This is a genomic window from Paraburkholderia sp. 40, assembly GCF_050434105.1.
In the GTDB taxonomy this organism is placed as follows: domain Bacteria; phylum Pseudomonadota; class Gammaproteobacteria; order Burkholderiales; family Burkholderiaceae; genus Paraburkholderia; species Paraburkholderia tuberum.
This window is the reverse complement of sequence record NZ_JBNPVY010000004.1, coordinates 2388941-2413049: the sequence shown is the minus strand read 5'-3', so window position 1 is coordinate 2413049 and position 24109 is coordinate 2388941. Positions and strand designations below refer to the sequence as shown.

The 24109-nt window shown below is 65.1% G+C and carries 20 protein-coding genes and 1 pseudogene; 18 read left to right on the top strand and 3 right to left on the bottom strand.

The features are described 5' to 3' along the window. Positions 1 to 148: 148 nt before the first annotated feature. From OKW28_RS32915 to OKW28_RS32905, 3 genes are all read left to right on the top strand, one after another. Entirely contained in the window at positions 149 to 1492 is a 1344-nt protein-coding gene (locus OKW28_RS32915; protein WP_429451724.1) for a C4-dicarboxylate transporter DctA, read from the top strand. Between the two features lie 135 nt (positions 1493 to 1627). Continuing rightward, the gene (gene alc / locus OKW28_RS32910) at positions 1628 to 2638 is read left to right on the top strand and encodes an allantoicase (protein WP_429451722.1); all 1011 of its coding nucleotides are present in this window, start codon (positions 1628 to 1630) and stop codon (positions 2636 to 2638) included. A gap of 27 nt (positions 2639 to 2665) precedes the next feature. Beyond that, the gene (locus tag OKW28_RS32905) at positions 2666 to 3178 is read left to right on the top strand and encodes an ureidoglycolate lyase (protein ID WP_429451720.1); all 513 of its coding nucleotides are present in this window, start codon (positions 2666 to 2668) and stop codon (positions 3176 to 3178) included. Positions 3179 to 3280: 102 nt separating this feature from the next. On the opposite strand, the gene fur is transcribed toward OKW28_RS32905, so the two are convergent. Beyond that, a complete protein-coding gene (gene fur / locus OKW28_RS32900) occupies positions 3281 to 3709 on the bottom strand; it encodes a ferric iron uptake transcriptional regulator (protein ID WP_013090534.1) in 429 nt (142 codons plus the stop codon). Between the two features lie 152 nt (positions 3710 to 3861). On the opposite strand from fur, the gene OKW28_RS32895 reads away from it, so the two are divergent. The 9 genes from OKW28_RS32895 to OKW28_RS32855 all read left to right on the top strand — a co-directional run bounded on the left by OKW28_RS32895 (position 3862) and on the right by OKW28_RS32855 (position 13808). After that, complete coding sequence (locus tag OKW28_RS32895) at positions 3862 to 4710, top strand: outer membrane protein assembly factor BamE (RefSeq protein ID WP_429451718.1); 849 nt, start codon at positions 3862 to 3864, stop codon at positions 4708 to 4710. Positions 4711 to 5065: 355 nt separating this feature from the next. After that, positions 5066 to 5863 (top strand): 4-hydroxy-tetrahydrodipicolinate reductase, encoded by a 798-nt coding sequence (gene dapB / locus OKW28_RS32890; RefSeq protein WP_429451716.1) that lies wholly within the window; start codon positions 5066 to 5068, stop codon positions 5861 to 5863. A gap of 78 nt (positions 5864 to 5941) precedes the next feature. Continuing rightward, complete coding sequence (locus OKW28_RS32885) at positions 5942 to 6661, top strand: MotA/TolQ/ExbB proton channel family protein (RefSeq protein WP_184058458.1); 720 nt, start codon at positions 5942 to 5944, stop codon at positions 6659 to 6661. Between the two features lie 91 nt (positions 6662 to 6752). Beyond that, complete coding sequence (locus OKW28_RS32880; RefSeq protein WP_429451715.1) at positions 6753 to 7184, top strand: ExbD/TolR family protein; 432 nt, start codon at positions 6753 to 6755, stop codon at positions 7182 to 7184. Between the two features lie 184 nt (positions 7185 to 7368). Further along, positions 7369 to 9960 (top strand): leucine--tRNA ligase, encoded by a 2592-nt coding sequence (leuS, locus tag OKW28_RS32875; protein WP_429451713.1) that lies wholly within the window; start codon positions 7369 to 7371, stop codon positions 9958 to 9960. Positions 9961 to 10048: 88 nt separating this feature from the next. Beyond that, positions 10049 to 10600, top strand: coding sequence for an LPS assembly lipoprotein LptE (gene lptE, locus OKW28_RS32870; RefSeq protein ID WP_429451711.1), 552 nt, complete (start codon positions 10049 to 10051; stop codon positions 10598 to 10600). A 54-nt stretch (positions 10601 to 10654) separates the two neighbouring features. Further along, positions 10655 to 11797: a DNA polymerase III subunit delta gene (gene holA / locus OKW28_RS32865; protein WP_429451709.1), complete on the top strand. Its 1143-nt coding sequence runs from the start codon at positions 10655 to 10657 to the stop codon at positions 11795 to 11797. A gap of 250 nt (positions 11798 to 12047) precedes the next feature. Continuing rightward, a complete protein-coding gene (locus OKW28_RS32860; protein WP_429451707.1) occupies positions 12048 to 13319 on the top strand; it encodes a glutamate-5-semialdehyde dehydrogenase in 1272 nt (423 codons plus the stop codon). A gap of 72 nt (positions 13320 to 13391) precedes the next feature. Next, the gene (locus OKW28_RS32855; RefSeq protein ID WP_018421800.1) at positions 13392 to 13808 is read left to right on the top strand and encodes a CopD family protein; all 417 of its coding nucleotides are present in this window, start codon (positions 13392 to 13394) and stop codon (positions 13806 to 13808) included. Positions 13809 to 13920: 112 nt separating this feature from the next. Here OKW28_RS32855 and OKW28_RS32850 read toward each other — a convergent pair whose 3' ends face one another. Then, positions 13921 to 14766 carry a MurR/RpiR family transcriptional regulator gene (locus tag OKW28_RS32850; protein ID WP_018421799.1) on the bottom strand — a complete coding sequence of 282 codons (846 nt, stop codon included), beginning with the start codon at positions 14764 to 14766 and terminating at the stop codon, positions 13921 to 13923. 298 nt (positions 14767 to 15064) lie between these two features. Here OKW28_RS32850 and edd point away from each other — a divergent pair. The 4 genes and pseudogenes from edd (at position 15065) to OKW28_RS32830 (ending at position 19831) form a co-directional block, all read left to right on the top strand. Further along, a pseudogene (gene edd / locus OKW28_RS32845) lies at positions 15065 to 17021 on the top strand (phosphogluconate dehydratase). A gap of 2 nt (positions 17022 to 17023) precedes the next feature. Next, positions 17024 to 17665 (top strand): bifunctional 4-hydroxy-2-oxoglutarate aldolase/2-dehydro-3-deoxy-phosphogluconate aldolase, encoded by a 642-nt coding sequence (gene eda, locus OKW28_RS32840; protein ID WP_184022929.1) that lies wholly within the window; start codon positions 17024 to 17026, stop codon positions 17663 to 17665. A gap of 257 nt (positions 17666 to 17922) precedes the next feature. After that, positions 17923 to 19326, top strand: coding sequence for a gluconate:H+ symporter (locus OKW28_RS32835; RefSeq protein WP_429451705.1), 1404 nt, complete (start codon positions 17923 to 17925; stop codon positions 19324 to 19326). 10 nt (positions 19327 to 19336) lie between these two features. Then, entirely contained in the window at positions 19337 to 19831 is a 495-nt protein-coding gene (locus tag OKW28_RS32830) for a gluconokinase (RefSeq protein ID WP_429451703.1), read from the top strand. Positions 19832 to 19984: 153 nt separating this feature from the next. On the opposite strand, the gene purB is transcribed toward OKW28_RS32830, so the two are convergent. Next, positions 19985 to 21373 carry an adenylosuccinate lyase gene (purB, locus tag OKW28_RS32825; protein ID WP_429451700.1) on the bottom strand — a complete coding sequence of 463 codons (1389 nt, stop codon included), beginning with the start codon at positions 21371 to 21373 and terminating at the stop codon, positions 19985 to 19987. Between the two features lie 164 nt (positions 21374 to 21537). Between purB and OKW28_RS32820 the strand changes: the two genes are divergently transcribed. Both OKW28_RS32820 and OKW28_RS32815 read left to right on the top strand, forming a co-directional pair. After that, positions 21538 to 22494, top strand: coding sequence for a LysR family transcriptional regulator (locus OKW28_RS32820; RefSeq protein ID WP_429451699.1), 957 nt, complete (start codon positions 21538 to 21540; stop codon positions 22492 to 22494). Between the two features lie 162 nt (positions 22495 to 22656). Next, positions 22657 to 23979 carry a Glu/Leu/Phe/Val family dehydrogenase gene (locus tag OKW28_RS32815; protein WP_429451697.1) on the top strand — a complete coding sequence of 441 codons (1323 nt, stop codon included), beginning with the start codon at positions 22657 to 22659 and terminating at the stop codon, positions 23977 to 23979. Positions 23980 to 24109: the final 130 nt, after the last annotated feature.

Here is a 24109-nt window from a genome sequence, read left to right as displayed (position 1 = left end):
GACCCGAAATCGCCGAAATAACAACGGGTAAACACTGCTCGATGAGTCCTTGACGCGGGTATATCGGCTTCCTACTATTCGCCATAACAGCACTGGTCGGACCAGTCTGAACAGAAGTGACCGAGACAACCATCCGCAGGAGGAAGCCGTGTTGAAATTCTTCAATTCGCTATTTGGCCGGGTCGTGATAGCGCTCGTGGTCGGCATCGTACTCGGTGCCGTGTTTCCGCATTTCGCGCAGTCCTTGCGGCCGCTTGGCGACGGCTTTCTGAAGCTGATCAAGATGGTGATCGGGCCGATCGTGTTCTGCGTGGTGGTGAGCGGCATGGCGCACGCGGGCGATCTGCGCAAGGTCGGCCGCGTGGGCTTGAAGTCGGTGATCTACTTCGAGGCGATGACGACGATTGCGCTCGTGATCGGCGCTGTGCTCGCTTACGCGACGCGTCCTGGTGCAGGTATGAACGTGAACCTGAACTCGCTCGATGCGGGGTCGCTCGCGACCTATACCGAGCACGCGAAGAGCCTGAAGGACACTGCGGGCTTCCTGCTGAAGATCATCCCCGACACGGCGATCAACGCGTTCGCGACCGGCGACATTCTGCAGATCCTCGTGTTCTCGGTGCTGTTCGGCTCGGCGCTGTCGCTGCTCGGCAAGCGCGCGCAGCGCGTGAGCGGGTTGATCGATGAGCTGTCGCAGGTGTTCTTCCGCGTGATGGGCTTCATCATCAAGCTCGCGCCGCTCGGCGTGCTCGGCGCGATCGCGTTCACGACCGGCACCTACGGCGTCGAGTCGCTGAAGCAGCTCGGCATGCTCGTGCTGGTGTTCTACGCGAGCTGCGTGGTGTTCGTCGTACTCGTGCTCGGCGCGGTGATGCGGCTCGCCGGCTTCAGCATCTTCAAGCTGATCCGCTATCTGCGCGAAGAACTGTCGATCGTGCTCGGCACCGCGTCGTCCGACGCCGTGCTGCCGCAGATCATGCGCAAGCTCGAATGGATGGGCGTCAAGGATTCGACGGTCGGTCTCGTGATTCCGACCGGCTACTCGTTCAACCTCGACGGCTTCTCGATCTATCTGACGCTCGCGGTCCTGTTCATCGCGCAGGCGACCAACACGCCGCTGTCTATTCATGACCTGATCGTCGTCGTGCTGGTGTCGCTGGTGACATCGAAGGGCGCGCACGGCATTCCGGGCTCTGCGATCGTGATTCTCGCGGCGACGCTGTCCGCGATTCCCGCGATTCCTGTGCTCGGTCTCGTGCTGATTCTGCCGGTCGACTGGTTCGTCGGCATCGCCCGGGCGCTCACCAACCTGATCGGCAACTGCGTCGCGACGGTGGTGGTCGCCGTGTGGGAAAACGATATCGACAAGGCCCGCGCGCATCGCGTGTTGAATCGCGACGCGGCGCTGCGCTACGTGCCCGTCGTCGACGACACGCTCGTCCAACCCGGTGCGGCCGAACCCGGTGCGGCCGAACCCGCGCCGGCGGTCTGACGGCTGCGCGGGGGCCTGGTCTGACCAGACGAACCGGCATCGCTTTCCAGATAGCTCCTCGACCTTTTTTCGCAAAGCCGGCGGTTGCCGTGGCGCCGCCGGCTGTTTCTGACCTCTTCGACACCGACCGACATCATGGCCAACCCGATCCTCGACCCGAACGCTCCCGCCTTCACACGCCGCTACATGAACCTCGCCGATCCGCGCCTCGGCGCGAAGGCGCTGTTCGCCAGCGACGAATTCTTCGCGCCGAAAGAGCGCATGCTCGACCCGCAGCCGGCGGTGTTCATCCCCGGCAAATACGACGACCACGGCAAGTGGATGGACGGCTGGGAGACGCGTCGCAAGCGCACGACCGGCCACGACCATTGCGTGATCCGGCTCGCGCGGCCGGGCGTCGTGCATGGGGTCGATCTCGATACGAGCCACTTCACCGGCAATTTCCCGCCGGCGGCGTCGATCGATGCCTGTCATAGCGACGCTGACGTGCCGCCCGAGCACGCCGACTGGCAGCCGCTCGTGCCGGCGACAACGCTACAGGGCAACCAGCATCACTACGTCGAGGTGAAAGACGCGCGCCCGGTCACCCATCTGCGCGTGAATCTGTATCCGGACGGCGGGCTCGCGCGACTGCGCGTGTATGGCCAGCCGCAGCGCGACTGGAGCCGCGTCGAGCGCGGCGCGCTGCTCGATCTCGCCGCGATCGAAAACGGCGCGTACCTCGTCGCCGCGAACAACCAGCATTTCGGGCCGGCCTCGCAGATGCTGATGCCGGGCCGTGGCGTGAACATGGGCGACGGCTGGGAAACGCGGCGGCGTCGCGAGCCGGGCAACGACTGGGCGATCGTCGCGCTCGCGCGGCCCGGCGTGATCCGCAAGATCGAAGTGGACACCGCGCACTTCAAGGGCAACTTCCCGGATCGCTGCTCGCTGCAGGCGGCATCGGTGACGGGCGGCACAGACGATTCCCTCGTCACGCAGGCGATGTTCTGGCCGGTGCTGCTCGGCGAACAGAAACTGCAGATGGATCACGTGCACGCGTTCGCGGACGACCTCGCCGCGCTCGGGCCGGTCACGCACGTGCGCTTCAACATCTTCCCGGACGGCGGCGTGTCGCGCCTGCGTCTGTGGGGCGAGATCGCTTAACGCAAGCAACGTCATGGAGCGGCACGCATGAAGATCCTGCAGATGGAACGCCTGACGCGCGCGGCCTTCGCGCCGTTCGGCGACGTGATCGAACTCGACGGCGCGCGTCGTTTTCCGATCAACGGCGGTACCACCGAGCGCTATCACGACCTCGCTCGCGTCGACGTGGTGGAGCAGGGCGGCCGGCCGCTCGTCAGTCTGTTTCGCGCGCAGCCGCGCGCGCTGCCCGTCGAGATCACGATGATGGAGCGGCATCCGCTCGGCAGCCAGGCTTTCATTCCCTTACGCGCGGGCCGATATCTGATGGTGGTCGCGCCGGCCGGCGAGTTCGACGCCGCGCGCATGCGCGTGTTCTGGACCGATGCGTGGCAGGGCGTCAATTACGCGAAAGGGGTCTGGCATCATCCGCTGCTCGTGCTGGATCAGGTCAGCGACTTCATCGTCGTCGATCGCGGCGGCGATGCGCCGAATTGCGACGAATTGCAATTGGCCGAGCCGTGGCGCCTCGCCCTCGAGCCGAGTATGGAGTTAGTCGGATAGCGGCGATTGCCGCCGCCTGAATAGAAAAGACCCGGCCGATGCCCATCGGCCGGGTCTTTTTTCTGACTTGCCAGGTCGCGTTCGCAGGCGACCCGCGACGCATCAGTGCTTACGATGCGGACAATTTTCCTTCGTGCACGCCCCATACAGCGCCAGCGCGTGTTCCTGCAGCTTGAAGCCGCGTGCCTTGGCGATGGACTGCTGACGGCTTTCGATTTCGGGGTCGAAAAATTCCTCGACCAGCCCGCAATCGAGGCACACGAGGTGGTCGTGGTGCGACCCCTCGTTCAGTTCGAACACCGCCTTGCCCGATTCGAAATTGCTGCGCGAGAGCAGGCCGGCCTGCTCGAATTGCGTCAAAACACGATACACGGTGGCGAGACCGATATCGAGCTCCTCGTGCAGGAGGTTGCGGTACACGTCTTCGGCGGTCAGGTGACGCACCGGGCTATGCTGGAAAATCTCAAGGATTTTGAGGCGCGGAAGGGTCGCCTTGAGCCCGATATTCTTGAGATCGGTTGGATTGGTCATGACAAGGGATCCCTAGAGTACAATGCTGGGCTCTCATAGTAATGTGTTTTGCCGTTCTGGTCATTTTCGATGGAATGAGCGCGGCCCGCAAGCGGGCCCGCACAGTGAGTGAAATGATTTCTAAATCTCAATTGATCTACCGGGGGAGCCGCATGCGGGGTACCTTGATCGCTGTTGCGACTGTCGCAGTTCTTGCCGGATGTTCCACGTACGACAGCCTGACCCAGCGCGTTGCCCAACGCATTACGCCGTATCGGATTACGGTCGTGCAAGGTAACTTCGTGTCACAGGAAATGGCCGATCAGATGAAGGTCGGCATGACGCGCGCGCAAGTGCGTCAGGTGCTCGGCACGCCGCTGCTGACCGACATGTTCCACGCGAATCGCTGGGATTACGTGTTCTATTTCAAGCGCGGCAACACCTCGATCGTTCAGCAGCGCGACTTCGTCGTGTTCTTCTCGGGTGACATCGTGACCCACTGGACGGGCGGCGAGGATCTGCCGACCAATCTCGAATTGCTGGCCGAGATCGACGGCGACCGCCGTGGCCGCGGCCCGAACGCGACGCCGCCGCGCGCGACGAGCGCGGCCGCGGCCGCCAACGCCGTGGCCGCCAGCGACGCAGCCGCCGCCAGTGCGGCCGCCGCCGCGGCACCGGCTACCGTGGATACGACGCGCTCGCCGTCGGTCGAAGGCGCCCAGCAGGCCGCCACGCCGTCCATGGACGCCAACGCGGAAGCCGCCCAGGCGGCCAATCGCGCAACGAGCGCGGTGCCGACGCCGAGCCGCGCGCCGTCCGTGCGGTCGGCCGTGCCGAGAGCGGGCGCTGGCGGGATCCCGACGCAAGGCCCGACGTCCGGCGGTCAGCCGCAGTTCCAGTTCAAGCGTCCGCCGCCGCCCGCTCAGGAGAACGAGAGCAACCCGGTCGGCCCGACGGGCTCGCAAAGCAGCGGCAGCCCGACGCTGAACACTTCGCCGGCGACGCCGGGAACGAGCAACTGATTTTGCTCGTCGGTGTTCTGAGGCGGGCTGCGCGCCACATGTGCGGCGCCCGCCAGATGTGTGTTTGTCCGGCACCAGGCGAGGTCGGAAATGCGCCGCCTGGGCCGCATGAATGTGTTGCCGCGGTTGCCGCGGCAGTGGGTCGCCGCAGCGGGCCGTATCGGTCAGTCACCTGAGCGAGCCGTCCCGGTTGGCCGCCCGCATTGGCTCCAGCAGCGAGCCGGGCGATTTCGCTCCCTGCCGCCGCGTGTCCCTATATCGACCGGGCGCATTCCCCGGCACACTGGTCCGGGCATTCGCCGGGCCGCGTTTGCCGGGCTCCATACCGGTTGACTCTTTTCGAATCCTCATCGTCATGAAAATTGCCATTGCAGGCGCATCGGGCCGGATGGGCCGTATGCTCATCGAAACCGTCCTCAACGATGCCGACGCGACGCTGTCCGGCGCGCTCTGCCGCACGGGCGCTGCGCAGCTCGGCCAGGACGCCGGCGCGTTCCTCGGCAAAGAGACCGGCGTGCTGCTGTCCGACGACATCGAGCGTGTGTTCGCCGAATCCGACTACCTGATCGACTTCACGCGTCCCGACGCGACGCTCGCGCATCTCGAAGCCGCGCACCGCCACGACGTGAAAATGGTGATCGGTACGACCGGCTTCGACAACGCGCAAAAAGCGCAGTTGCGGGCGGCGGCGCAGAAGATCGGCGTCGTGTTCGCGTCGAACATGAGCGTCGGCGTGAACGTCACGCTGAAGCTGCTCGAATACGCGGCGCGGCACTTCTCGACCGGCTACGACATCGAGATCATCGAGGCGCATCATCGTCACAAGGTCGACGCGCCGTCCGGCACCGCGCTGACGATGGGCGAAGTGATCGCCAACGCGCTCGGCCGCAACCTCGACGACTGCGCGATCTACGGCCGCGAAGGCGTGACCGGCGAGCGCGATCCGTCGACGATCGGCTTCTCGGCGATTCGCGGCGGCGATATCGTGGGCGATCATACGGTGCTGTTCGCGGGCATCGGCGAGCGCATCGAGATCACGCACAAATCGGCAAGCCGCCTGTCATATGCACAAGGCGCGCTTCGTGCTGTACGCTTCCTCGAAGGCCACGACAACGGCTTCTTCGACATGCAGGACGTGCTCGGCCTGCGTTGAGCGAAGCCCGTTGCGCATAGGCGGAGTAGCGCATCCCGAGCGCGCCCTCCCGAAGTCACTCTCCCAAGGCGAGGTCAGATGGCAGGCAGCAGCGGCATCATCCATTACCTGCAAACGAGCGACGCAATCACGCATGGCGTCGCCTATGTGCTGCTGGCCATGTCGATTGCGAGCTGGTGTTTTCTGATCGTCAAGAGCTGGATTCTGACGCGCGCGAAACGCCAGGCCAACCGGGCGATCGCGCGCTTCTGGCAGGCGCCGACGCTCGCCGAAGGCGTCGCCATCCTGCGCCGCACTGATCGTGAGCGCGTGTTCGCGCCGCTCGCCGAAGCGGCGCTGAATGCGGCCGAGGTCGACATTCCGGGCGCGCTGCTCGCGCGCGTCGAGCGCAGCGAACGGGTGCTGCGCGCGCTGCGCCAGGCGCTCAATGCGTCGCAGCGGCGGCTCGAGTTCGGTCAGGTGCTGCTTGCGTCGGTTGGCAGCACCGCGCCGTTCGTCGGTCTGCTCGGCACCGTATGGGGTATCTATCACGCGCTCGGCAGCATCGCGGCGAGCGGGCAGGCGCAGATCGAGAACGTCGCGGGACCGGTGGGCGAGGCGCTGATCATGACCGCGTTCGGTCTGGTGGTGGCGATTCCGGCGGTGCTCGCGTACAACGTGCTGGGCCGCCTCGTGCGGCAATTGTCCGAGGAGTTGGACGGCTTCGCGCACGATCTGCATGCGTACGTGTGCTCCCCAACCGAGCACGCGCCGACGCCTCCGCGCGCGCAGCAGGCGGCGCGCGAGGCGCACCGCTGACTTGTCACGCGCGGCGGGCTCGGCACATCGCGACCTTCCTCGCACGACACACCGCCCATCGCACGGGCAAGCTCAGACGCAAGGAGGCGACATGGCATTCGGCGGACTCGAGAAGAAGCAGACGGCCGCGCCGATGGCCGAGATCAACATGACGCCGCTGATCGACGTGATGCTGGTGCTGCTGGTGATTTTCATCATCACCGCGCCGCTGTTCTCGCACGCGATCCGGCTCGATCTGCCGAAGGTCGCGGCGGCGCCCGCGCGCCAGACCCCGCAAACCATCTCCCTTTCGATCGACGGCGCCGGCAAGCTCTACTGGAACGGCAAGCCGATCACGCTCGCGCAGATTCGCGCGCAGTTCGCCGAGGCCGGCAAGCGGGCGGACCAGCCGGACATCCAGTTGCGCGCGGAGCGCTCGACGCGCTACGAAGTGATTGCGCAGGTGATGGGCGCCGCGCAGCAGGCGGGGCTCGAGCGGATCGGCTTCGTGACGGACCCGCCGCCGCCCGCCGCGCAGCACTGAGCGCCACCGGGTGCGCACCGCGTTCACGAATCCGGCATACCCAGTCCCGCGCCACGCCGCGCGGCGCACCCGTCCGCGAACGGTATAATCAGCCCTTTCCCCGCCGAAGGGGAAACGACGCAACGACATTCTGCAGAGCACCGGGCCGGTGCGAAAGCACCGAACCTAGCGATCCCATCACACCATGCACGAAAAATACGTTCCCTCCGACGTCGAAGCCGCCGCGCAAGGGCAATGGCGCGCGATCGACGCCTACAAGACGACGGAAACCACCGACAAGCCCAAGTTCTACTGCGTCTCGATGCTGCCGTATCCGTCGGGCAAGCTGCACATGGGGCACGTGCGCAACTACACGATCAACGACGTGATGTACCGCTATCTGCGGATGAACGGCTACAACGTGCTGATGCCGATGGGTTGGGACGCCTTCGGCATGCCGGCGGAGAACGCCGCGATGGCCAACAACGTGCCCCCCGCGCAGTGGACCTACGACAACATCGCTTACATGAAGAAGCAGATGCAGTCGATGGGCCTCGCGATCGACTGGTCGCGCGAAGTCGCGACCTGCAGCCCTGACTATTACAAGTGGAACCAGTGGCTGTTCCTGAAGATGCTCGAAAAGGGCATCGCGTACAAGAAAACCGGCACCGTGAACTGGGACCCGGTCGACCAGACCGTGCTCGCGAACGAGCAGGTGATCGACGGGCGCGGCTGGCGCTCGGGCGCGCTCGTCGAAAAGCGCGAAATCCCGATGTACTACATGCGCATCACGCAGTACGCGGATGAACTGCTGAACGATCTCGAAGGCCTCGGCTGGCCCGAGCGCGTGAAGATCATGCAGCAGAACTGGATCGGCAAGAGCTTCGGCGTGAACTTCGGCTTCCCGTATGAAATCGACGGCGAACAGAAGCTGCTGCGCGTGTTCACTACGCGCGCCGACACGATCATGGGCGTCACGTTCTGCGCGATCGCCGCCGAGCATCCGCTCGCCACGCGTCTCGCGCAAGACAAGCCGGAACTGCAGCCGTTCATCGACGAATGCAAGCGCGGCGGCGTCGCCGAAGCCGATGTCGCGACGATGGAAAAGAAAGGCATGGCCACCGGCTTTTACGTCACGCATCCGCTGACGCAGGCGAAGGTCGAGGTGTGGATCGGCAACTACGTGCTGATGACTTACGGCGAAGGCGCGGTGATGGGCGTGCCGGCGCACGACGAGCGCGACTTCGCGTTCGTGAAGAAATACGGTCTGCCGGTCAGGCAGGTCGTCGCGGTCGAGGGCAGGGAATTCTCGACCGAAGCGTGGGCGGAGTGGTACGGCGAGAAGAACGGCACGCTGGTGAACAGCGGCAAGTACGACGGCCTCGCCTACGACGAAGCCGTAGACCGCATCGCCGCCGATCTCAAGGAACTGGGCCTCGGCGACAAGCAGATCACGTGGCGTTTGCGTGACTGGGGCGTGTCGCGCCAGCGTTACTGGGGCACGCCGATCCCGATCATCCACTGCCCGAAGTGCGGCGACGTGCCGGTGCCGGAAAAAGACCTGCCGGTCGTGCTGCCGGAAGACCTGGTGCCGGACGGCACGGGCAATCCGCTCGCGAAGTCCGAAGCGTTCCTGAACTGCACGTGCCCGAGCTGCGGCGGCGCGGCAAAGCGCGAAACCGACACGATGGACACCTTCGTCGATTCGTCGTGGTACTTCTACCGCTACGCGTCGCCGGATGCGAAGACGATGGTCGACGAGCGCACCGACTACTGGGCGCCGATGGATCAATACATCGGCGGTATCGAACACGCGATCCTGCACCTGCTGTACTCGCGTTTCTGGGCGAAGGTGATGCGCGACCTCGGTCTCGTGAAGTTCGGCGAACCGGCGAAGAACCTGCTCACGCAGGGCATGGTGCTCAACGAGACCTATTACCGCGAAAACGAAGCGGGCAAGAAGACCTGGTACAACCCGGCGGAAGTGACCGTGTCGTTCGACGACAAGGGCCGCCCGGTCGGCGCAGTGCTGAACGCTGACGGCCAGCCGGTCGTGCTCGGCGGCGTCGAGAAGATGTCGAAGTCGAAGAACAACGGCGTCGACCCGCAGATGCTGATCGATCAGCACGGCGCGGACACCGCGCGTCTGTTCGTGATGTTCGCGGCTCCGCCGGAGCAGCAGCTCGAGTGGTCGGGTTCGGGCGTCGAAGGCGCGAGCCGCTTCCTGCGTCGCGTGTGGAACTTCGGCTATTCGAACGAAGCCGCGCTGCGCGCGGGCGGCCAGTTGGACGCCGCACGATTCAACGACACCGACAAGGCGCTGCGTCGTGAGATCTATAGCGTGCTGAAGCAGGCCGATTTCGACTATCAGCGTCTTCAGTACAACACGGTGGTATCGGCCGCGATGAAGATGCTCAACGCGCTCGACGGCGCGAAGGGCGCGCAGACCGCCGTGCTGCGTGATACCTATGGTGTGATGCTGCGCGTGCTGTACCCGGTCGTGCCGCACCTGACGTTCCAGCTGTGGCAGGAACTCGGCTATGCCGACGAATTCGGCCCACTGCTCGACGCGCCGTGGCCGAAGGTCGACGAGAAGGCGCTCGAACAGGCCGAGATCGAACTCGTGCTGCAGGTGAACGGTAAGGTGCGCGGCGCGATCACGGTCGCGAAGGACGCGTTGCGCGAAGCGATCGAGCAACAAGCGGCCGCGCACGAAATGGTCGCGAAATTCAGCGAAGGCAAGGCGCCGAAGAAGATCATTGTGGTGCCGGGCCGCCTCGTGAACGTGGTCGTTTGACGTTCCAGGCCCTCATCCGGCAGACGGAGCGCCGCCCGCCCGGCGGCGTTCCTCGGCACCGCGAATCCACTGCGAACCGGGAGCGAATGTGACTCGCAGATCGTTTTTGACGCTCGCTTGCAGCGTAATGATGTTGTCGGCCTGCGGCTTTCAGTTGCGCGGCCAGCAGGACTTCGCGTTCAAGCGCCTCTATGTGGCGGGCGGCTCGCCCGCGGCCATGGCGCGCTTCACGCGCATGGTACAGGGCGGCAGCGACACCGTGGTGGTCAGCTCGCCCGCCAACGCCGATGCGCTCCTGCAGATCACGCAGAACCGCAACGTCAGCACGCTGACGCTGAATTCGCTGGGCGTCGTCGCCGAGTATCAGCTGAATCTGCAGATGATCTACACGCTGACCGGCAAGGACGGCACCGTGTTGATTCCGGGCAGCGTGATCGCGCTGAACCGCGCGATGACCTATAGCGACCAGTTCTCGCAGGCGAAGGCCGCCGAGTCCGACATCCTGTTCGCCGACATGGAAAACGACGCGGTCGATCAGCTGATCCGCCGTCTCGGCGTGGTGCGCTCGCTGCATCCGACGCCGGCCGAGGCCGTGCCGGCCATCGCGCCGCGCGCACCGCTGCCGCCGCCGCCGCTGTGAGCATCGCGCCGTTCGTGATTCGTCGAATCTCATTCATCCCGTCAACCGCCAGCCATGCAACTGCGACCTGACGCGCTCGAAGCGCATCTCGCCCGCGGCCTCGCCGGACTGTACGTCGTATACGGCGACGAGCATCTGCTCGCGCAGGAAGCGTGCGATCGCATCCGCGCGGCGGCGCGCGCGGCCGGCTTCACCGACCGCTCGGTGTTCACGGTCGAGCGCGGTTTCGACTGGAGCTCGCTGCTCGGCGCGAGCCAGTCGATGTCGCTGTTCGGCGACCGTCAGCTGGTCGAGTTGCGCATTCCGTCGGGCAAACCCGGTAAGGAAGGCGCCGATGCGCTGAAGGTGCTCGCATCCACCGTCAACGACGACGTGCTGACGATGATCACGCTGCCGCGCCTCGACGCGGCCACGCAAAAGTCGGCATGGTTCACCGCGCTCGCCGACGCCGGCGTCGCGCTGAAGATCGATCCGGTCGAGCGCGCGCAGCTGCCGAACTGGGTCGGGCAGCGGCTCGCGGCCCAGGGTCAGCGCGTCGCAGCCGGCGAGGAGGGGCGGCGTGCGCTCGCGTTCATCGCCGAGCGCGTCGAGGGCAATCTGCTCGCCGCGCATCAGGAAATCCAGAAGCTCGGGCTGCTGTATCCGAACGGCTCGCTGAGCTTCGATCAGGTTCAGGACGCGGTGCTCAACGTCGCGCGCTACGACGTGTTCAAGCTCAACGAGGCGATGCTCGCGGGCGACGTCGGCCGTCTCGCGCGCATGCTCGACGGGCTGCGCGGTGAAGGCGAGGCCGCGGTGCTCGTGCTGTGGGCGGTCGTCGAAGAAGTGCGCACGCTGCTGCGGATCAAGCGCGGCGTCGCGGCCGGCAAGCCGCTCGCGATGCTCACGCGCGAGAACCGCGTGTGGGGTCCGCGCGAACGGCTGATCGGACCTGCGCTGTCGCGCGTCAGCGAAGCGGCGCTCGAGAAGGCACTCGCGCTGGCGGCGCGGCTCGACCGGCAGGTGAAGGGGCTGTCGGGCGGCACGCCGGGTAGTCATCGCAACGATCCGCCGCCCGATCCGTGGGACGGCCTGTTCGAACTCGCGATGACGGTGGCGGCGCCGAAACCGTCGGCAGCTTCGCCAGTGCCGCCGCCGCGACCTCGGGTGCCAACGGCGGCGCCAGCGCCGGCGGCCAGTCTGAAGCGGCACAGCTGATTCGCGCGAGCGTCGAAGCAGTGGTTGACGCGAGCAATCGTGTACCAACTGCCAGTCGTTCCACACATATAGACCAGCGTGTTTCGCGTGCCACGCGCCGAACGAAACGCATCGGCAAACCCGTGACAGCACAGCGCACCCGCTGCCCGCGCGCGAGCAAAGCACCGGTACCCGACTTACAATCGTTTGATCTTTCGCTAATCCTGCCCGACCACCGCATGCCAACGTGCGGGGCATCACGAGAATGACCATGGATATCGACCAGTACATGACCGACCTCGGCCAAAGCGCCCGTCAGGCTTCGCGCGCGATGGCGCGGGCGTCGACCGCCGCGAAGAATGCGGCGCTTGCGGCCGTTGCCGAGGCGATCGAGCGCGATGCCGATCTGCTGAAGGCCGCCAATGCGCGCGACCTCGAACGCGCCCGCGGCAAGGGCCACGATGCCGCGTTCATCGACCGGTTGACGCTGTCCGACAAGGCGCTGAAAACGATGGTCGAAGGCCTGCGCCAGGTCGCGGCGCTGGCCGACCCGATCGGCGAGATCAGCAATCTGAAGTACCGGCCGAGCGGCATCCAGGTCGGCCAGATGCGTGTGCCGCTCGGGGTGATCGGCATCATCTACGAATCGCGCCCGAACGTAACGATCGACGCGGCCGCGCTGTGCCTGAAGTCCGGCAACGCGACCATTTTGCGCGGCGGCTCGGAAGCGCTCGAATGCAATACCGCGCTCGCGAAGCTGATCGGCGAGGGCCTCGAAGCGGCCGGTCTGCCGCAGGACGCGGTGCAGGTGGTCGCGACGTCGGACCGCGCGGCGGTCGGCAAGCTGATCACGATGACCGAATACGTCGATGTGATCGTGCCGCGCGGCGGCAAGAGCCTGATCGAGCGTTTGATGAACGAAGCGCGCGTGCCGATGATCAAGCACCTCGACGGCATCTGCCACGTCTATGTCGACGATCGCGCGGACCTGCCGAAGGCGCTCAACGTCTGCGACAACGCGAAGACGCACCGCTACGGCACCTGCAACACGATGGAGACGCTGCTGGTCGCGTGCGGCATTGCGGCCGAAGTGCTACCGCCGCTGGGCAAGCTATATCGCGGCAAGGACGTCGAGCTGCGCGTCGATGCGGCGGCGCGCGCGGTGCTGGCCGATGCGGGCGTCGGTCCGCTCGTCGATGCGAGCGAGGAAGACTGGCGCACCGAATATCTCGCGCCGGTGCTCGCGATCAAGGTGGTCGACGGCATCGACGCGGCGATCGAGCACATCAACACGTATAGCTCGCACCACACCGACGCGATCGTCACCGAAGACCACGACCGCGCGATGCGCTTCCTGCGCGAAGTCGATTCGGCGAGCGTGATGGTCAACGCGTCGACGCGTTTCGCGGACGGCTTCGAGTTCGGCCTCGGCGCCGAGATCGGCATTTCGAACGACAAGCTGCACGCGCGCGGCCCGGTCGGACTCGAAGGGCTGACGTCGCTGAAATACGTCGTGCTGGGTCATGGCGAAGGCCGTCAATAAAGCACGAATCGAAGCGCCACAACCACCGGCGCCACAACAACATGGACCACAAGGACCACAAGGACCCCGCCGATGCTTTGGGTAAAGACGTTTCACATCGTATTGATTGCCTCCTGGTTTGCCGGCCTGTTCTATCTGCCGCGCATCTTCGTCAATCTGGCGATGGAAACGGAACCCGCCGCGACGGCGCGTCTTCTGCTGATGGCGCGCAAGCTGTTCCGCTTCATGAGCTTCATCGCCGTGCCCGCGATCGCGTGCGGCCTGTGGTTGTGGCTCGTGATCGGCATCGGCAGCGGGCAGGGCTGGATTCACGCGAAGGTCGGCGTGGTCGTGCTCCTCGTCATCTATCACGCGTATTGCGGCGTGCTGTTGCGCAGGTTCGAGCGCGGCGAGAATCGCCGCTCGGACAAGTGGTATCGGATGTTCAACGAGCTGCCGGTGCTCGGTATGCTCGCCGCGGTCGCGCTGGTGGTGATCAAGCCGTTCTGAGCGGCTGACGGCGTTAAGCAGGGCGCTGGAAAAGATCAAAGGGCGGTATGCCGGTTGAATGGCACACCGCCCTTTTGCGTTATCCCGTCGTTTCGCGTTCCATCGCAGCGGATCACCCCTGCGAATCCACCCGCCGCCGGTGGATCACTTCCTTCGTTTGCGCGAGCTTCTCCACCAGTTCGGGCCCGCGGCTCAGCGCGACGCCGACCGCCAGAATGTCGCCGATCGCCAGATGTGACACGCGCGAGGTCATCGGGGAGAAGATGTCGGTGTCTTCGTCGACGTTCGCAAAGAGGCCCACGGTTGCGAGCCGCGCGAGCGGCGAGTTGCCGTGCGTGATCGCGATCACCTTCGCGCCTGCGTTCAGCGCGGCCTTTGCGGCATCGATGATGTCGCGCGTGCGGCCCGTATTGGAAATCGCGACGACCACGTCCCCAGGTCCGAGCAGCGCGGCCGACATCAGAAACGTATGCGGGTCCGAATACGCGACGCTCGGCATGCCGAGCCGAAAGAACTTGTGCTGCACGTCGAGCGCGGCGATGCCTGAGCCGCCCGCCCCGTAGAACTCGATGCGCTTCGCTTGCGCGAGCATGTCGATCGCCGCGGCGACGCTATCCGACGACAGATTGTTGCGCACCTGAATCAGCGCGCCGATCGTTCGGTCGAGCACCTTCGCGGCGACGCCCGGCGTCGGCTCGTCGGGCCGCACGTCGCGATAGACGGCGGGCACTTCGCTGGCGATGCCCTGTGCGAGACGGATCTTGAATTCGCGAAAGCCGGAGAAACCGAGCGCGTGGCAGAAGCGCGCGATCGTCGGCTGACTCACGCCCGCGCGCGCGGCGACCTCGGTCATCGACAGATCGAGCACCTCGCGCGGCGCCTCGATCACGTAATCGGCCAGCTTGCGCTCGGACGGGCGCAGCTGGTCGCGCATCTCTTCCACCTGGGACAGCATCATCGGAAAACTCGCACTATGCTGAAGAACGTGTGGACTATATCCGATTGGTCGTCGGCGCACAAAAGATATGTACAAAAACTACATATCGGCAAGTAAGTGTATTCCCCAAGTTTCTGCTGTAAAGCGCTGAGGCGCCGCCAGTAGGGCGATCTGGCGATCCGCGCCATGCGGCGCCGCAACAGAGTTCGTCATTGCGATCGTGTAGTTTTTCTACTAAGATGACGTCGTTCGATATCACAACCCCGCGATACCGCCAGGTGTCATGCGTGCGCCTGCCGCCAGCGACGAAGGAGCTCCGATGGTTTCCCCGCATTCGCAATTGTTGAAGGTCACGCAACGCGTGATCGAGCGCAGCAAGCCCACGCGCGAAGCGTATCTGGCCCGCATCCAGCATGCGCAGGGGCGCTTTCCGGCGCGCGGCGCGTTGTCGTGCGCGAACCTCGCTCACGGTTTCGCCGGCCTCGAGGGCAACGACAAGCTCGTGATCAAGCAGATCCGCGAGCCGAATATCGGCATCGTGTCGTCGTACAACGAGATGCTGTCGGCGCACGCGCCGTACAAAAACTACCCGGACATCATCAAGCAGGCCGCGCGCGAAAACGGCGGCGTCGCGCAATTCGCGGGCGGCGTACCGGCGATGTGCGACGGCATCACGCAGGGCAACGCGGGCATGGAGCTGTCGCTGTTCTCGCGCGAAGTGATCGCGATGAGCACGGCCGTCGCGCTCACCCACAATATGTTCGACGCGGCGCTGTGCCTCGGCATCTGCGACAAGATCGTGCCGGGCCTGCTGATCGGCGCGCTGCAGTTCGGCCATTTGCCGACCATCTTCGTGCCGGCCGGCCCGATGGCAAGCGGCTTGTCGAACGACGACAAAGCCAGGACGCGTCAGCAGTTCGCGACCGGCCAGTGCGGCCGCGACGCGCTGCTCGAAGCGGAAGCGGCCGCCTATCACAGCCACGGCACCTGCACGTTCTACGGCACCGCGAACAGTAACCAGATGCTGATGGAAGTGATGGGCCTGCATCTGCCGGGCTCGGCCTTCGTGCATCCGCACACGCCGCTGCGCGACGCGCTGACCGCGCAGGCCGCGCGCCGCGTGCTCGATCTGACGGTCGAGCGCGGCCACTACATGCCGATCGGCCATGTGGTCGACGAGAAGGCGATCGTCAACGGCATCGTCGCGCTGCTGGCGACCGGCGGCTCGACCAATCACACGCTGCACCTCGTCGCAATCGCGCGCGCGGCCGGCATCGTGATCGACTGGGACGACTTCGACACGCTGTCGCAGGCGGTACCGCTGCTTGCGAAGATCTATCCGAACGGCAAGGCCGACGTGAACCACTTCCACGCGGCGGGCGGCGTCGCGTTCCTCGTGCGCAATCTGCTCGAAGGCGGTCTGCTGCATGAAGACGTGAACACGGTCGCGGGCAAGGGTCTGAAGCGCTACACCGAGGAGCCGAAGCTGCTCGACGGCAAGCTGCAATGGGTGGCGGGTGTCGAGGCGAGCGCGGACACAGCGGTGCTGCGCGGCATCAGGGAGCCGTTCCAGCCGGACGGCGGCCTGCGTCTGATGCAGGGCAAGCTCGGCCGCGGCGTAATCAAGATTTCGGCGGTCGCGGCGCAGCATCGCAAGGTGAAGGCGCCGGCAATCGTGTTCGATTCGCAGGAAGCGGTGCAGGAAGCGTTCGACAAGGGCGAGCTCAAGCGCGACTTCATCGCGGTGGTGCGCTTCCAGGGCGCACGCGCAAAACGGCATGCCCGAGTTGCATCGTTTGACGCCGCTGCTCGGTGTGCTGCAGGATCAGGGTTTCCATGTCGCGCTGGTGACCGATGGCCGTATGTCGGGCGCGTCGGGCAAGGTGCCGGCGGTCATCCATCTGTCGCCGGAAGCGTTGCTGCAAGGCCCGATCGGCAAAGTCCGCACGGGCGACATGCTGGTGATCGACGCCGAAGCGGGCGTGCTCGACATCGAAATCGACGCAGCCGAGTGGGCCGCGCGTCCGAGCGCCGAGCCGCTGCATCAGGCGGACAACGAAGTCGGCTTCGGCCGCGAGCTGTTCGGCGTGTTCCGTGCGGCGGCGGCGCCGGCGGAGCAGGGCGCGTCGGTGTTCGGCAAGCTGGTCGGCGAGGGCGGCACGGTCGACGGCCAGCACGGCCACGACGGTGACCATCAGCACGGCCATCAACCCAGCGACCATCATCACACGAGCACCGCGCAAGCCGGCGCGGCGCTGCAGAAACAAGGAGTCTGACTATGACGTCGAAAACAGTAAGCGATATCGTGCGCCTCGGCCCGGTGATTCCGGTGCTCGCGTTCGACACGGTCGAACAGGGCGAACACGTGTCGCGCGCGTTGCACGCGGGCGGCGTGAAGGTGCTCGAAATCACGCTGCGCACGCCGGCGGGCCTCGGCGCGATCGAGCGTGCGTGCGAACTCGCGGACGACATCGTGGTCGGTGTCGGCACGATCACGAAGCCCGAGCATTGCGCCCAGGCGAAGAAGGCGGGCGCGCAGTTCGGCGTGTCGCCGGGTCTGACCAAGGACATGCACAAGGCCGCGCAGGATGTGGGTCTGCCGCTGTTGCCCGGCGTGATGACGCCGTCGGACATCATCCTCGCGCTCGAGCTCGGCTACGAGATCGTCAAGTTCTTCCCCGCACAGCAGGCGGGCGGCGTGCCGATGCTGCAGGCGTTCCACGGCCCGTTCCCGGCGCTGAAGTTCTGCCCGACCGGCGGCATCACGCCGGAGAGCGCGCCGCACTTCCTGTCGCTGCCGAACGTGGTCTGTGTCGGCGGTTCGTGGCTCACGCCGAAGGCCGCGCTCGCCGCGCAGAACTGGGACGAGGTCACGCGCCTCGCGCGCGCCGCGAGCCAGCTGGCGGCACCCGCGCACTAAGCCCCACAACCCAATAGCGCATCGGTCAACTGAACCGGGCCCAGGAGTCTCGTCGATACAGCCGCATCAGGCTGTCGCGCCGAGACTCTTTTTTTTACTTGATATGCGTGCTGGATTTGCGCGCGCTTTCTGGAAACAAACAGTAAAATTCAGCGTCCGCGCGGCTAGCCGGGTTTTCAGGCATCGCGCAGGTTGCCGTGAGACGAAGTGCCGGCCGCATCCGCACTCTGAAATCAATAAACCAAAGGAGGGGCTTCATGGAATCTGCCCACGGCAGCTTGCTGCTGGTCTACGCATTGATCGCGATCGCGTTGCTGATCTTGATGATCACGCGCTTCAAGGTCTATCCGTTTCTCGTTCTGATCATCGTGTCGTTGCTGCTGGGCCTCGTGGCCGGCATGCCGATGCAGACCATCGTCAAATCGTTCGAAACGGGGAACGGCAACACGCTCGGGCACATTGCCATCGTCGTCGGTCTCGGTACGATGCTCGGCAAGATGATGGCCGAATCGGGCGGCGCCGAGCGCGTCGCGACCACGCTGATCAACTGGTTCGGTGAGAAACACATTCACTGGGCGATGATGGTGGTCGCGATCATCGTCGGCTTGCCGGTATTCTTCGAAGTCGGCTTCGTGCTGCTGATTCCGATCGCGTTCAACGTCGCCAAGCGCACCAACAAATCGCTGCTGCTGGTCGGCCTGCCGATGGTCGCGGGTCTGTCCGTCGTGCACGGGCTGATTCCGCCGCACCCGGCCGCATTGCTCGCCGTGCAGGCGTATCACGCGGACATCGGCAAGACGATCGCCTACGGTCTGATCGTCGGCGTGCCGTGCGCGATCGTCGCGGGTCCGCTGTTCGCGTTGCTGGTGAGCCGTCATATCCAGTTGCCGAAGGAAAATCCGCTTGCCGCGCAATTTCTGGGCAGCGACGTGAAGGACGCCAACGGCGTGCAAAGTGGTAGCGCCGCGAAGGCCGCTGCACCGAAGCGCGAACTGCCGGGCTTCGGCATCACGCTGGTCACGATCCTGTTGCCGGTGGTCCTGATGCTGATCGGCAGCTGGGCCGACCTGGTCTTCGAGCCGAAGACGCTGCCGAACGATCTGCTGCGCTTTTTCGGCAACACCGACGTCGCGCTACTGACGGCCGTGCTGGTCAGCTTCTGGACCTTCGGCGCGAGCCGCGGCTTTAACCGCGAGCAGATCCAGAAGTTCTGCGGAGAATGTCTGGCGCCGATCGCGGGTATTACACTAATCGTCGGTGCGGGCGGCGGTTTTGGCCGCGTATTGATGGATAGCGGCATTTCGAAGGAAATCACCAACGTGGCGACCGCGGTGCATCTGTCGCCGCTGCTGTTCGGCTGGCTCGTCGCGGCGATGATCCGTCTCGCGACCGGCTCGGCCACCGTCGCAATGACGACCGCCTGCGGCATCGTCGCGCCGATCGCGGCGGCGGGCGCGGTGCAGGTGAAGCCGGAACTGATGGTGCTCGCGACCGGCTCGGGCTCGCTGATCTTCTCGCATGTGAACGACGGCGGCTTCTGGCTGATCAAGGAATATTTCGGCATGACGGTGGGGCAGACCTTCAAGACGTGGTCGCTCCTCGAAACCATCATTTCGGTGATGGGGCTGGGCCTGACCTTCGCACTCGCGGCGGTCCTGTAAGGAGTTTCAAATGATTCTGATCGCAATGGGCGTGTCGGGCGCCGGCAAGACGAGGATTGGCGAAATGCTGGCCGAGCGCCTGCATTGCGCGTTCACCGACGGCGACGCGTTCCATAGCGCGGCGAACAAGGAGAAGATGCACCACGGCATTCCGCTCACCGACGAAGACCGCTGGCCGTGGCTGAAGACGATCCGCGCGGCGATCGAGGAAAAGCAGAAAGCGGGCGAGACGGCGGTGTTCACGTGTTCGTCGCTGAAGCGCTCGTATCGCGACATTCTGCGTGCCGGCGACAGGGACGTGTGCTTCGTCTACCTGAAGGGTTCGCGCGAGGTGCTCGCGGAGCGTCTCGGGGATCGCACCGGGCATTTCTTCGATCCGTCGCTGCTGCAAAGCCAGCTCGATACGCTCGAGGAGCCCGGTGACGACGAAGCGATCACGGTCAGCATCGAGCTGACGCCGGAACAGATCGTCGACGAGGTGCTCAAGCAGGTCGAAGCGCGCTGAGTCTTTGATTGCTTCGCGTTCCAGCTTCGAACGCGGGACGAAAAAAAGCCGCTCCTCGGAGCGGCTTTTTTACGCATTGAAGAAGCTGGCCCAGCCGATCAGCCGATCCGCTTCGCCAGCTTTTTTACGCATTGAAGAAGCTGGCCCAGCCGATCAGCCGATCCGCTTCGCCAGTTCGACGGCCCGGCCGATGTACGAGCCGGGCGTCATCGCGAGCAGACGGTCCTTCGCGTCCTGCGGAATCGCCAGGCCGCCGATGAAGCTCTGCAGTGCCTCGCGCGTGATGCCCTTGCCGCGCGTGAGTTCCTTCAGCTGCTCGTACGGATTCTCGATGCCGTAACGGCGCATCACGGTCTGCACCGGCTCGGCCAGCACTTCCCAGCAGTTGTCGAGGTCTTCGTTCAGACGCTGCGCATTCACTTCGAGCTTGTCGAGGCCGCGGATCAGCGAGTCGTACGCGAGCAGCGAGTAGCCGAACGCGACGCCGATGTTGCGCAGCACCGTCGAGTCGGTCAGGTCGCGCTGCCAGCGCGACACCGGCAGCTTGTCGGCGAGGTGACGCAACGTCGCGTTCGCGAGGCCGAGGTTGCCTTCCGAGTTTTCGAAGTCGATCGGGTTGACCTTGTGCGGCATCGTCGACGAACCGATTTCGCCGGCCTTCGTGCGCTGCTTGAAGTAGCCGAGCGAGATGTAGCCCCACACGTCGCGGTCCAGATCCAGCAGGATCGTGTTCGCGCGCGAGATCGCGTCGAACAGCTCGGCCATGTAGTCGTGCGGCTCGATCTGGATCGTGTAAGGATTGAACGTGAGCTTCAGACGGTTCTCGACGACGTCCTTCGAGAACGCTTCCCAGTCGAACTCCGGATACGCGGACAGGTGCGCGTTGAAGTTGCCGACCGCGCCGTTCATCTTGCCGAGCAGTTCGACCTTCGCGATCCGCTCGATCGCACGCGCGAGCCGCGCGGCGACGTTGGCGATTTCCTTGCCGAGCGTGGTCGGGCTGGCCGGCTGGCCGTGCGTGCGCGACAGCATCGGCTGGGCGGCTTGCGCGTGCGCGAGCGCAACGAGGCGTTGATGCACCGAGCGCAGCGCCGGCAGGATCACGTGTTCGCGCGCGCCGGCGAGCATCAGGCCGTGCGACGTGTTGTTGATGTCTTCCGACGTGCACGCGAAGTGGATGAACTCGCTCGCGCGCTCCAGTTCTTCCTGGCCCTTCACCGATTCCTTCAACCAGTATTCGACGGCCTTCACGTCGTGGTTCGTCACGCGCTCGATTTCCTTGATGCGCGCGGCGTCGTGCGCGGTGAAGCGCTCGGCCAGTTGCAGCAGGAATTGCTCGGACGCCTCGGAGAAGCGCGGCACTTCAGCGAAGCCGGCGCGCGACAGCGCGATCAGCCAGTGGATTTCGACCGTCACGCGATTGCGCATGAAGGCGGCTTCCGAGAGCCAGTCGCGCAGGGCTTCGGTTTTGGCGGCATAGCGGCCGTCGAGCGGGGAAAGTGCGTTCAGCGCGAAGAGGGTGTCGGGGCGGGTGTCGGACATGATGAGGACCGGGTTGAAGCGGTTGAGCGCTCAGCGAGCGGGTCGGGAACGGAGGGAACCGTGGATTTTACCACTGTGACGCGATCGGCCCGCCCGGATGCGTCGGTCGCAATCCGCGCCGCTAGAATGCAGACTTCTTCCCTCTCGACGGCAAGCGCAATCGCATGGAACTGAAATGGCTCGAAGACTTCATTTCGCTCGCGGAAACGCGTAGCTTCAGCCGCTCGGCCGAGTTGCGCCACGTCACGCAGCCGGCTTTCTCGCGCCGCATCCAGGCGCTCGAAGCGTGGCTCGGCACGGAACTGATCGACCGTTCTGTTTATCCGACGCGGCTCACGGCGGCCGGTCAGGTGTTCAACGAGCAGGCGCTCGCGATGCTGTCGCAATTCCACGAGGCGCGCGCGCTGCTGCGCGGCCACATGGCGACGCCCCAGGCGACGATCGAATTCGCGGTCCCCCACACGCTGTCGCTCACTTACTTTCCGCGCTGGCTGCAGCGCATCGAGGCGCAGATGGGCCCGATCCACACGCGGCTGCGCGCGCTGAACGTCCACGACGCGGCGCTCTCGCTGGTGGAAGGCGGCTGCGATCTGATGATGGGCTACCACCATCCGAGCCATCCGGTCGCGCTCGATCCGGCCCGCTACGACATGCTGACGCTCGGCCACGAGCCGATCAGCCCGTTCTCTGCGCCGGCCCGTGCGGGGCGGCCGCGTCACACGCTGCCAGGCTCGGCCGATGCGCCCGCGCCGTATCTGTCGTACACGCCGAACGCGTACCTCGGGCGCATGACCGAGGTGATTCTCGCGAACGCGCCGGAGCGCCTGTACCTCGACCGGCTCTACGAAACCGACATGGCCGAGGGGCTCAAGGCGATGGCGCTCGCCGGTCACGGCATCGCGTTTCTGCCGCATAGCGCGGTCGAAGATGCGGTGGCCGAAGGCCGGCTGATCCGCCTCGATCGCGCGACGCGCGGCACGCCCGAAGGGCAGCTGACGCTCAGCATGGAGATTCGCCTGTATCGCGACAAGCTCGCCGCGAAAAGCGACGACGCGCGCCAGATTCTCGTGCGCCAGTTGTGGGACGTGGTGTCGGAGGAACTCCGGCAGAGCGCCGCCTGAGCCGCGGCATAAAACTCAAACTCGAACCTGCGTCGCGACGACGCGAATTTGCGGCTTTGCGAACGTTATGCAAAAAAAACATAACGGGATGAGGAAACGGCATTGGATTTCGATACGGCGTTTTTCCACAATGCTCGTACTCGATCAAACGCCGGAGCGTTCATGTCATCCCAGCAACAAGCCGCAGAATCGGTGCAAGCCGCCTCAACGTTGCAAGCAGTTCCCTCCTACCTCAATAAGGACGACCTCGGCCCCTGGGGCAACTATCTGCGCCAGGTCGACCGCGTCGCGCCGTATCTCGGTTCGCTGTCCCGCTGGCTCGAAACCCTGAAGCGCCCGAAGCGCATTCTCGTCGTCGACGTGCCCATCGAACTCGACAACGGCACGGTCGCGCACTTCGAGGGTTATCGCGTGCAACACAACGTGTCGCGCGGTCCGGGCAAGGGCGGCGTGCGTTATCACCAGGACGTTACGCTCTCCGAAGTGATGGCGCTGTCCGCGTGGATGTCGGTGAAGAACGCGGCGGTGAACGTGCCGTACGGCGGCGCGAAGGGCGGCATCCGCGTCGATCCGCGCACGCTGTCGCGTGGCGAGCTCGAGCGCGTGACGCGCCGCTACACGAGCGAGATCGGCATCATCATCGGACCGAATACCGACATCCCCGCGCCGGACGTGAACACGAACGAGCAGATCATGGCGTGGATGATGGACACGTACTCGATGAATCAGGGCCAGACGGCCACCGGCGTCGTGACGGGCAAGCCGATCACGCTCGGCGGCTCGCTCGGCCGTCGCGAGGCGACCGGCCGCGGCGTATTCGTGGTGGGCTGCGAAGCGGCTCGCCGCATCGGCTTCGACATCGAAGGCGCGCGTATCGCGGTGCAGGGCTTCGGCAACGTCGGCGGCATCGCCGCGCGTCTGTTCCAGGAGGCGGGCGCGAAGGTCGTCGCGGTGCAGGACCACACCGGCTCGGTGTACAAGTCCACCGGCATCGACGCGGTCGCGCTGCTCGACTACGTCACGAAGACGGGCGGCGTCGGCGGTTTCCCCGAAGCCGACGCGATCACCGGCGATGAGTTCTGGACCGTCGAGTCGGACATCCTGATTCCGGCGGCGCTGGAAAATCAGATCACCGAAAAAAACGCCGGCAAGATCAAGACCAGGATCATCGTCGAGGGCGCGAACGGCCCAACCACTACGGCGGCGGACGACATCCTGCACGATCGCGGCATCCTCGTGATTCCGGACGTGGTCGCGAATGCCGGCGGTGTGACAGTGTCATATTTCGAATGGGTCCAGGACTTCTCGAGCTTCTTCTGGACCGAAGACGAGATCAACGAGCGCCTCGAACGCGTGATGCGCGAAGCGTTCGCGGCCGTCTGGCAGGTGTCGAGCGAGCAGAACGTGTCGGTGCGCACGGCGGCGTTCATCGTCGCGTGTAAGCGGATTTTGCAGGCGCGCGAGATGCGCGGCTTGTATCCCTGATGGACCCTGTCCTATCTTGTTTGAAACGGCGGTGACGCGGCCCGGTATCCGGGCCGGGAGGCGCACACCGCCGAAACTTCGTGCATCAACGCGGTCCACAAGACGGCGTGTTTGACCGGCGGGCGGCATT

Bases quoted from the DNA above. Each gene is read 5' to 3' on its own strand.
- alc (WP_429451722.1), top strand. From the start codon at position 1,628: ATGGCCAACCCGATCCTCGACCCGAACGCTCCCGCCTTCACACGCCGC.
- OKW28_RS32905 (WP_429451720.1), top strand. From the start codon at position 2,666: ATGAAGATCCTGCAGATGGAACGCCTGACGCGCGCGGCCTTCGCGCCG.
- fur (WP_013090534.1), bottom strand. From the start codon at position 3,709: ATGACCAATCCAACCGATCTCAAGAATATCGGGCTCAAGGCGACCCTT.
- OKW28_RS32895 (WP_429451718.1), top strand. From the start codon at position 3,862: ATGCGGGGTACCTTGATCGCTGTTGCGACTGTCGCAGTTCTTGCCGGA.
- dapB (WP_429451716.1), top strand. From the start codon at position 5,066: ATGAAAATTGCCATTGCAGGCGCATCGGGCCGGATGGGCCGTATGCTC.
- OKW28_RS32885 (WP_184058458.1), top strand. From the start codon at position 5,942: ATGGCAGGCAGCAGCGGCATCATCCATTACCTGCAAACGAGCGACGCA.
- OKW28_RS32880 (WP_429451715.1), top strand. From the start codon at position 6,753: ATGGCATTCGGCGGACTCGAGAAGAAGCAGACGGCCGCGCCGATGGCC.
- leuS (WP_429451713.1), top strand. From the start codon at position 7,369: ATGCACGAAAAATACGTTCCCTCCGACGTCGAAGCCGCCGCGCAAGGG.
- holA (WP_429451709.1), top strand. From the start codon at position 10,655: ATGCAACTGCGACCTGACGCGCTCGAAGCGCATCTCGCCCGCGGCCTC.
- OKW28_RS32860 (WP_429451707.1), top strand. From the start codon at position 12,048: ATGGATATCGACCAGTACATGACCGACCTCGGCCAAAGCGCCCGTCAG.
- OKW28_RS32855 (WP_018421800.1), top strand. From the start codon at position 13,392: ATGCTTTGGGTAAAGACGTTTCACATCGTATTGATTGCCTCCTGGTTT.
- OKW28_RS32850 (WP_018421799.1), bottom strand. From the start codon at position 14,766: ATGATGCTGTCCCAGGTGGAAGAGATGCGCGACCAGCTGCGCCCGTCC.
- eda (WP_184022929.1), top strand. From the start codon at position 17,024: ATGACGTCGAAAACAGTAAGCGATATCGTGCGCCTCGGCCCGGTGATT.
- OKW28_RS32835 (WP_429451705.1), top strand. From the start codon at position 17,923: ATGGAATCTGCCCACGGCAGCTTGCTGCTGGTCTACGCATTGATCGCG.
- OKW28_RS32830 (WP_429451703.1), top strand. From the start codon at position 19,337: ATGATTCTGATCGCAATGGGCGTGTCGGGCGCCGGCAAGACGAGGATT.
- purB (WP_429451700.1), bottom strand. From the start codon at position 21,373: ATGTCCGACACCCGCCCCGACACCCTCTTCGCGCTGAACGCACTTTCC.
- OKW28_RS32820 (WP_429451699.1), top strand. From the start codon at position 21,538: ATGGAACTGAAATGGCTCGAAGACTTCATTTCGCTCGCGGAAACGCGT.
- OKW28_RS32815 (WP_429451697.1), top strand. From the start codon at position 22,657: ATGTCATCCCAGCAACAAGCCGCAGAATCGGTGCAAGCCGCCTCAACG.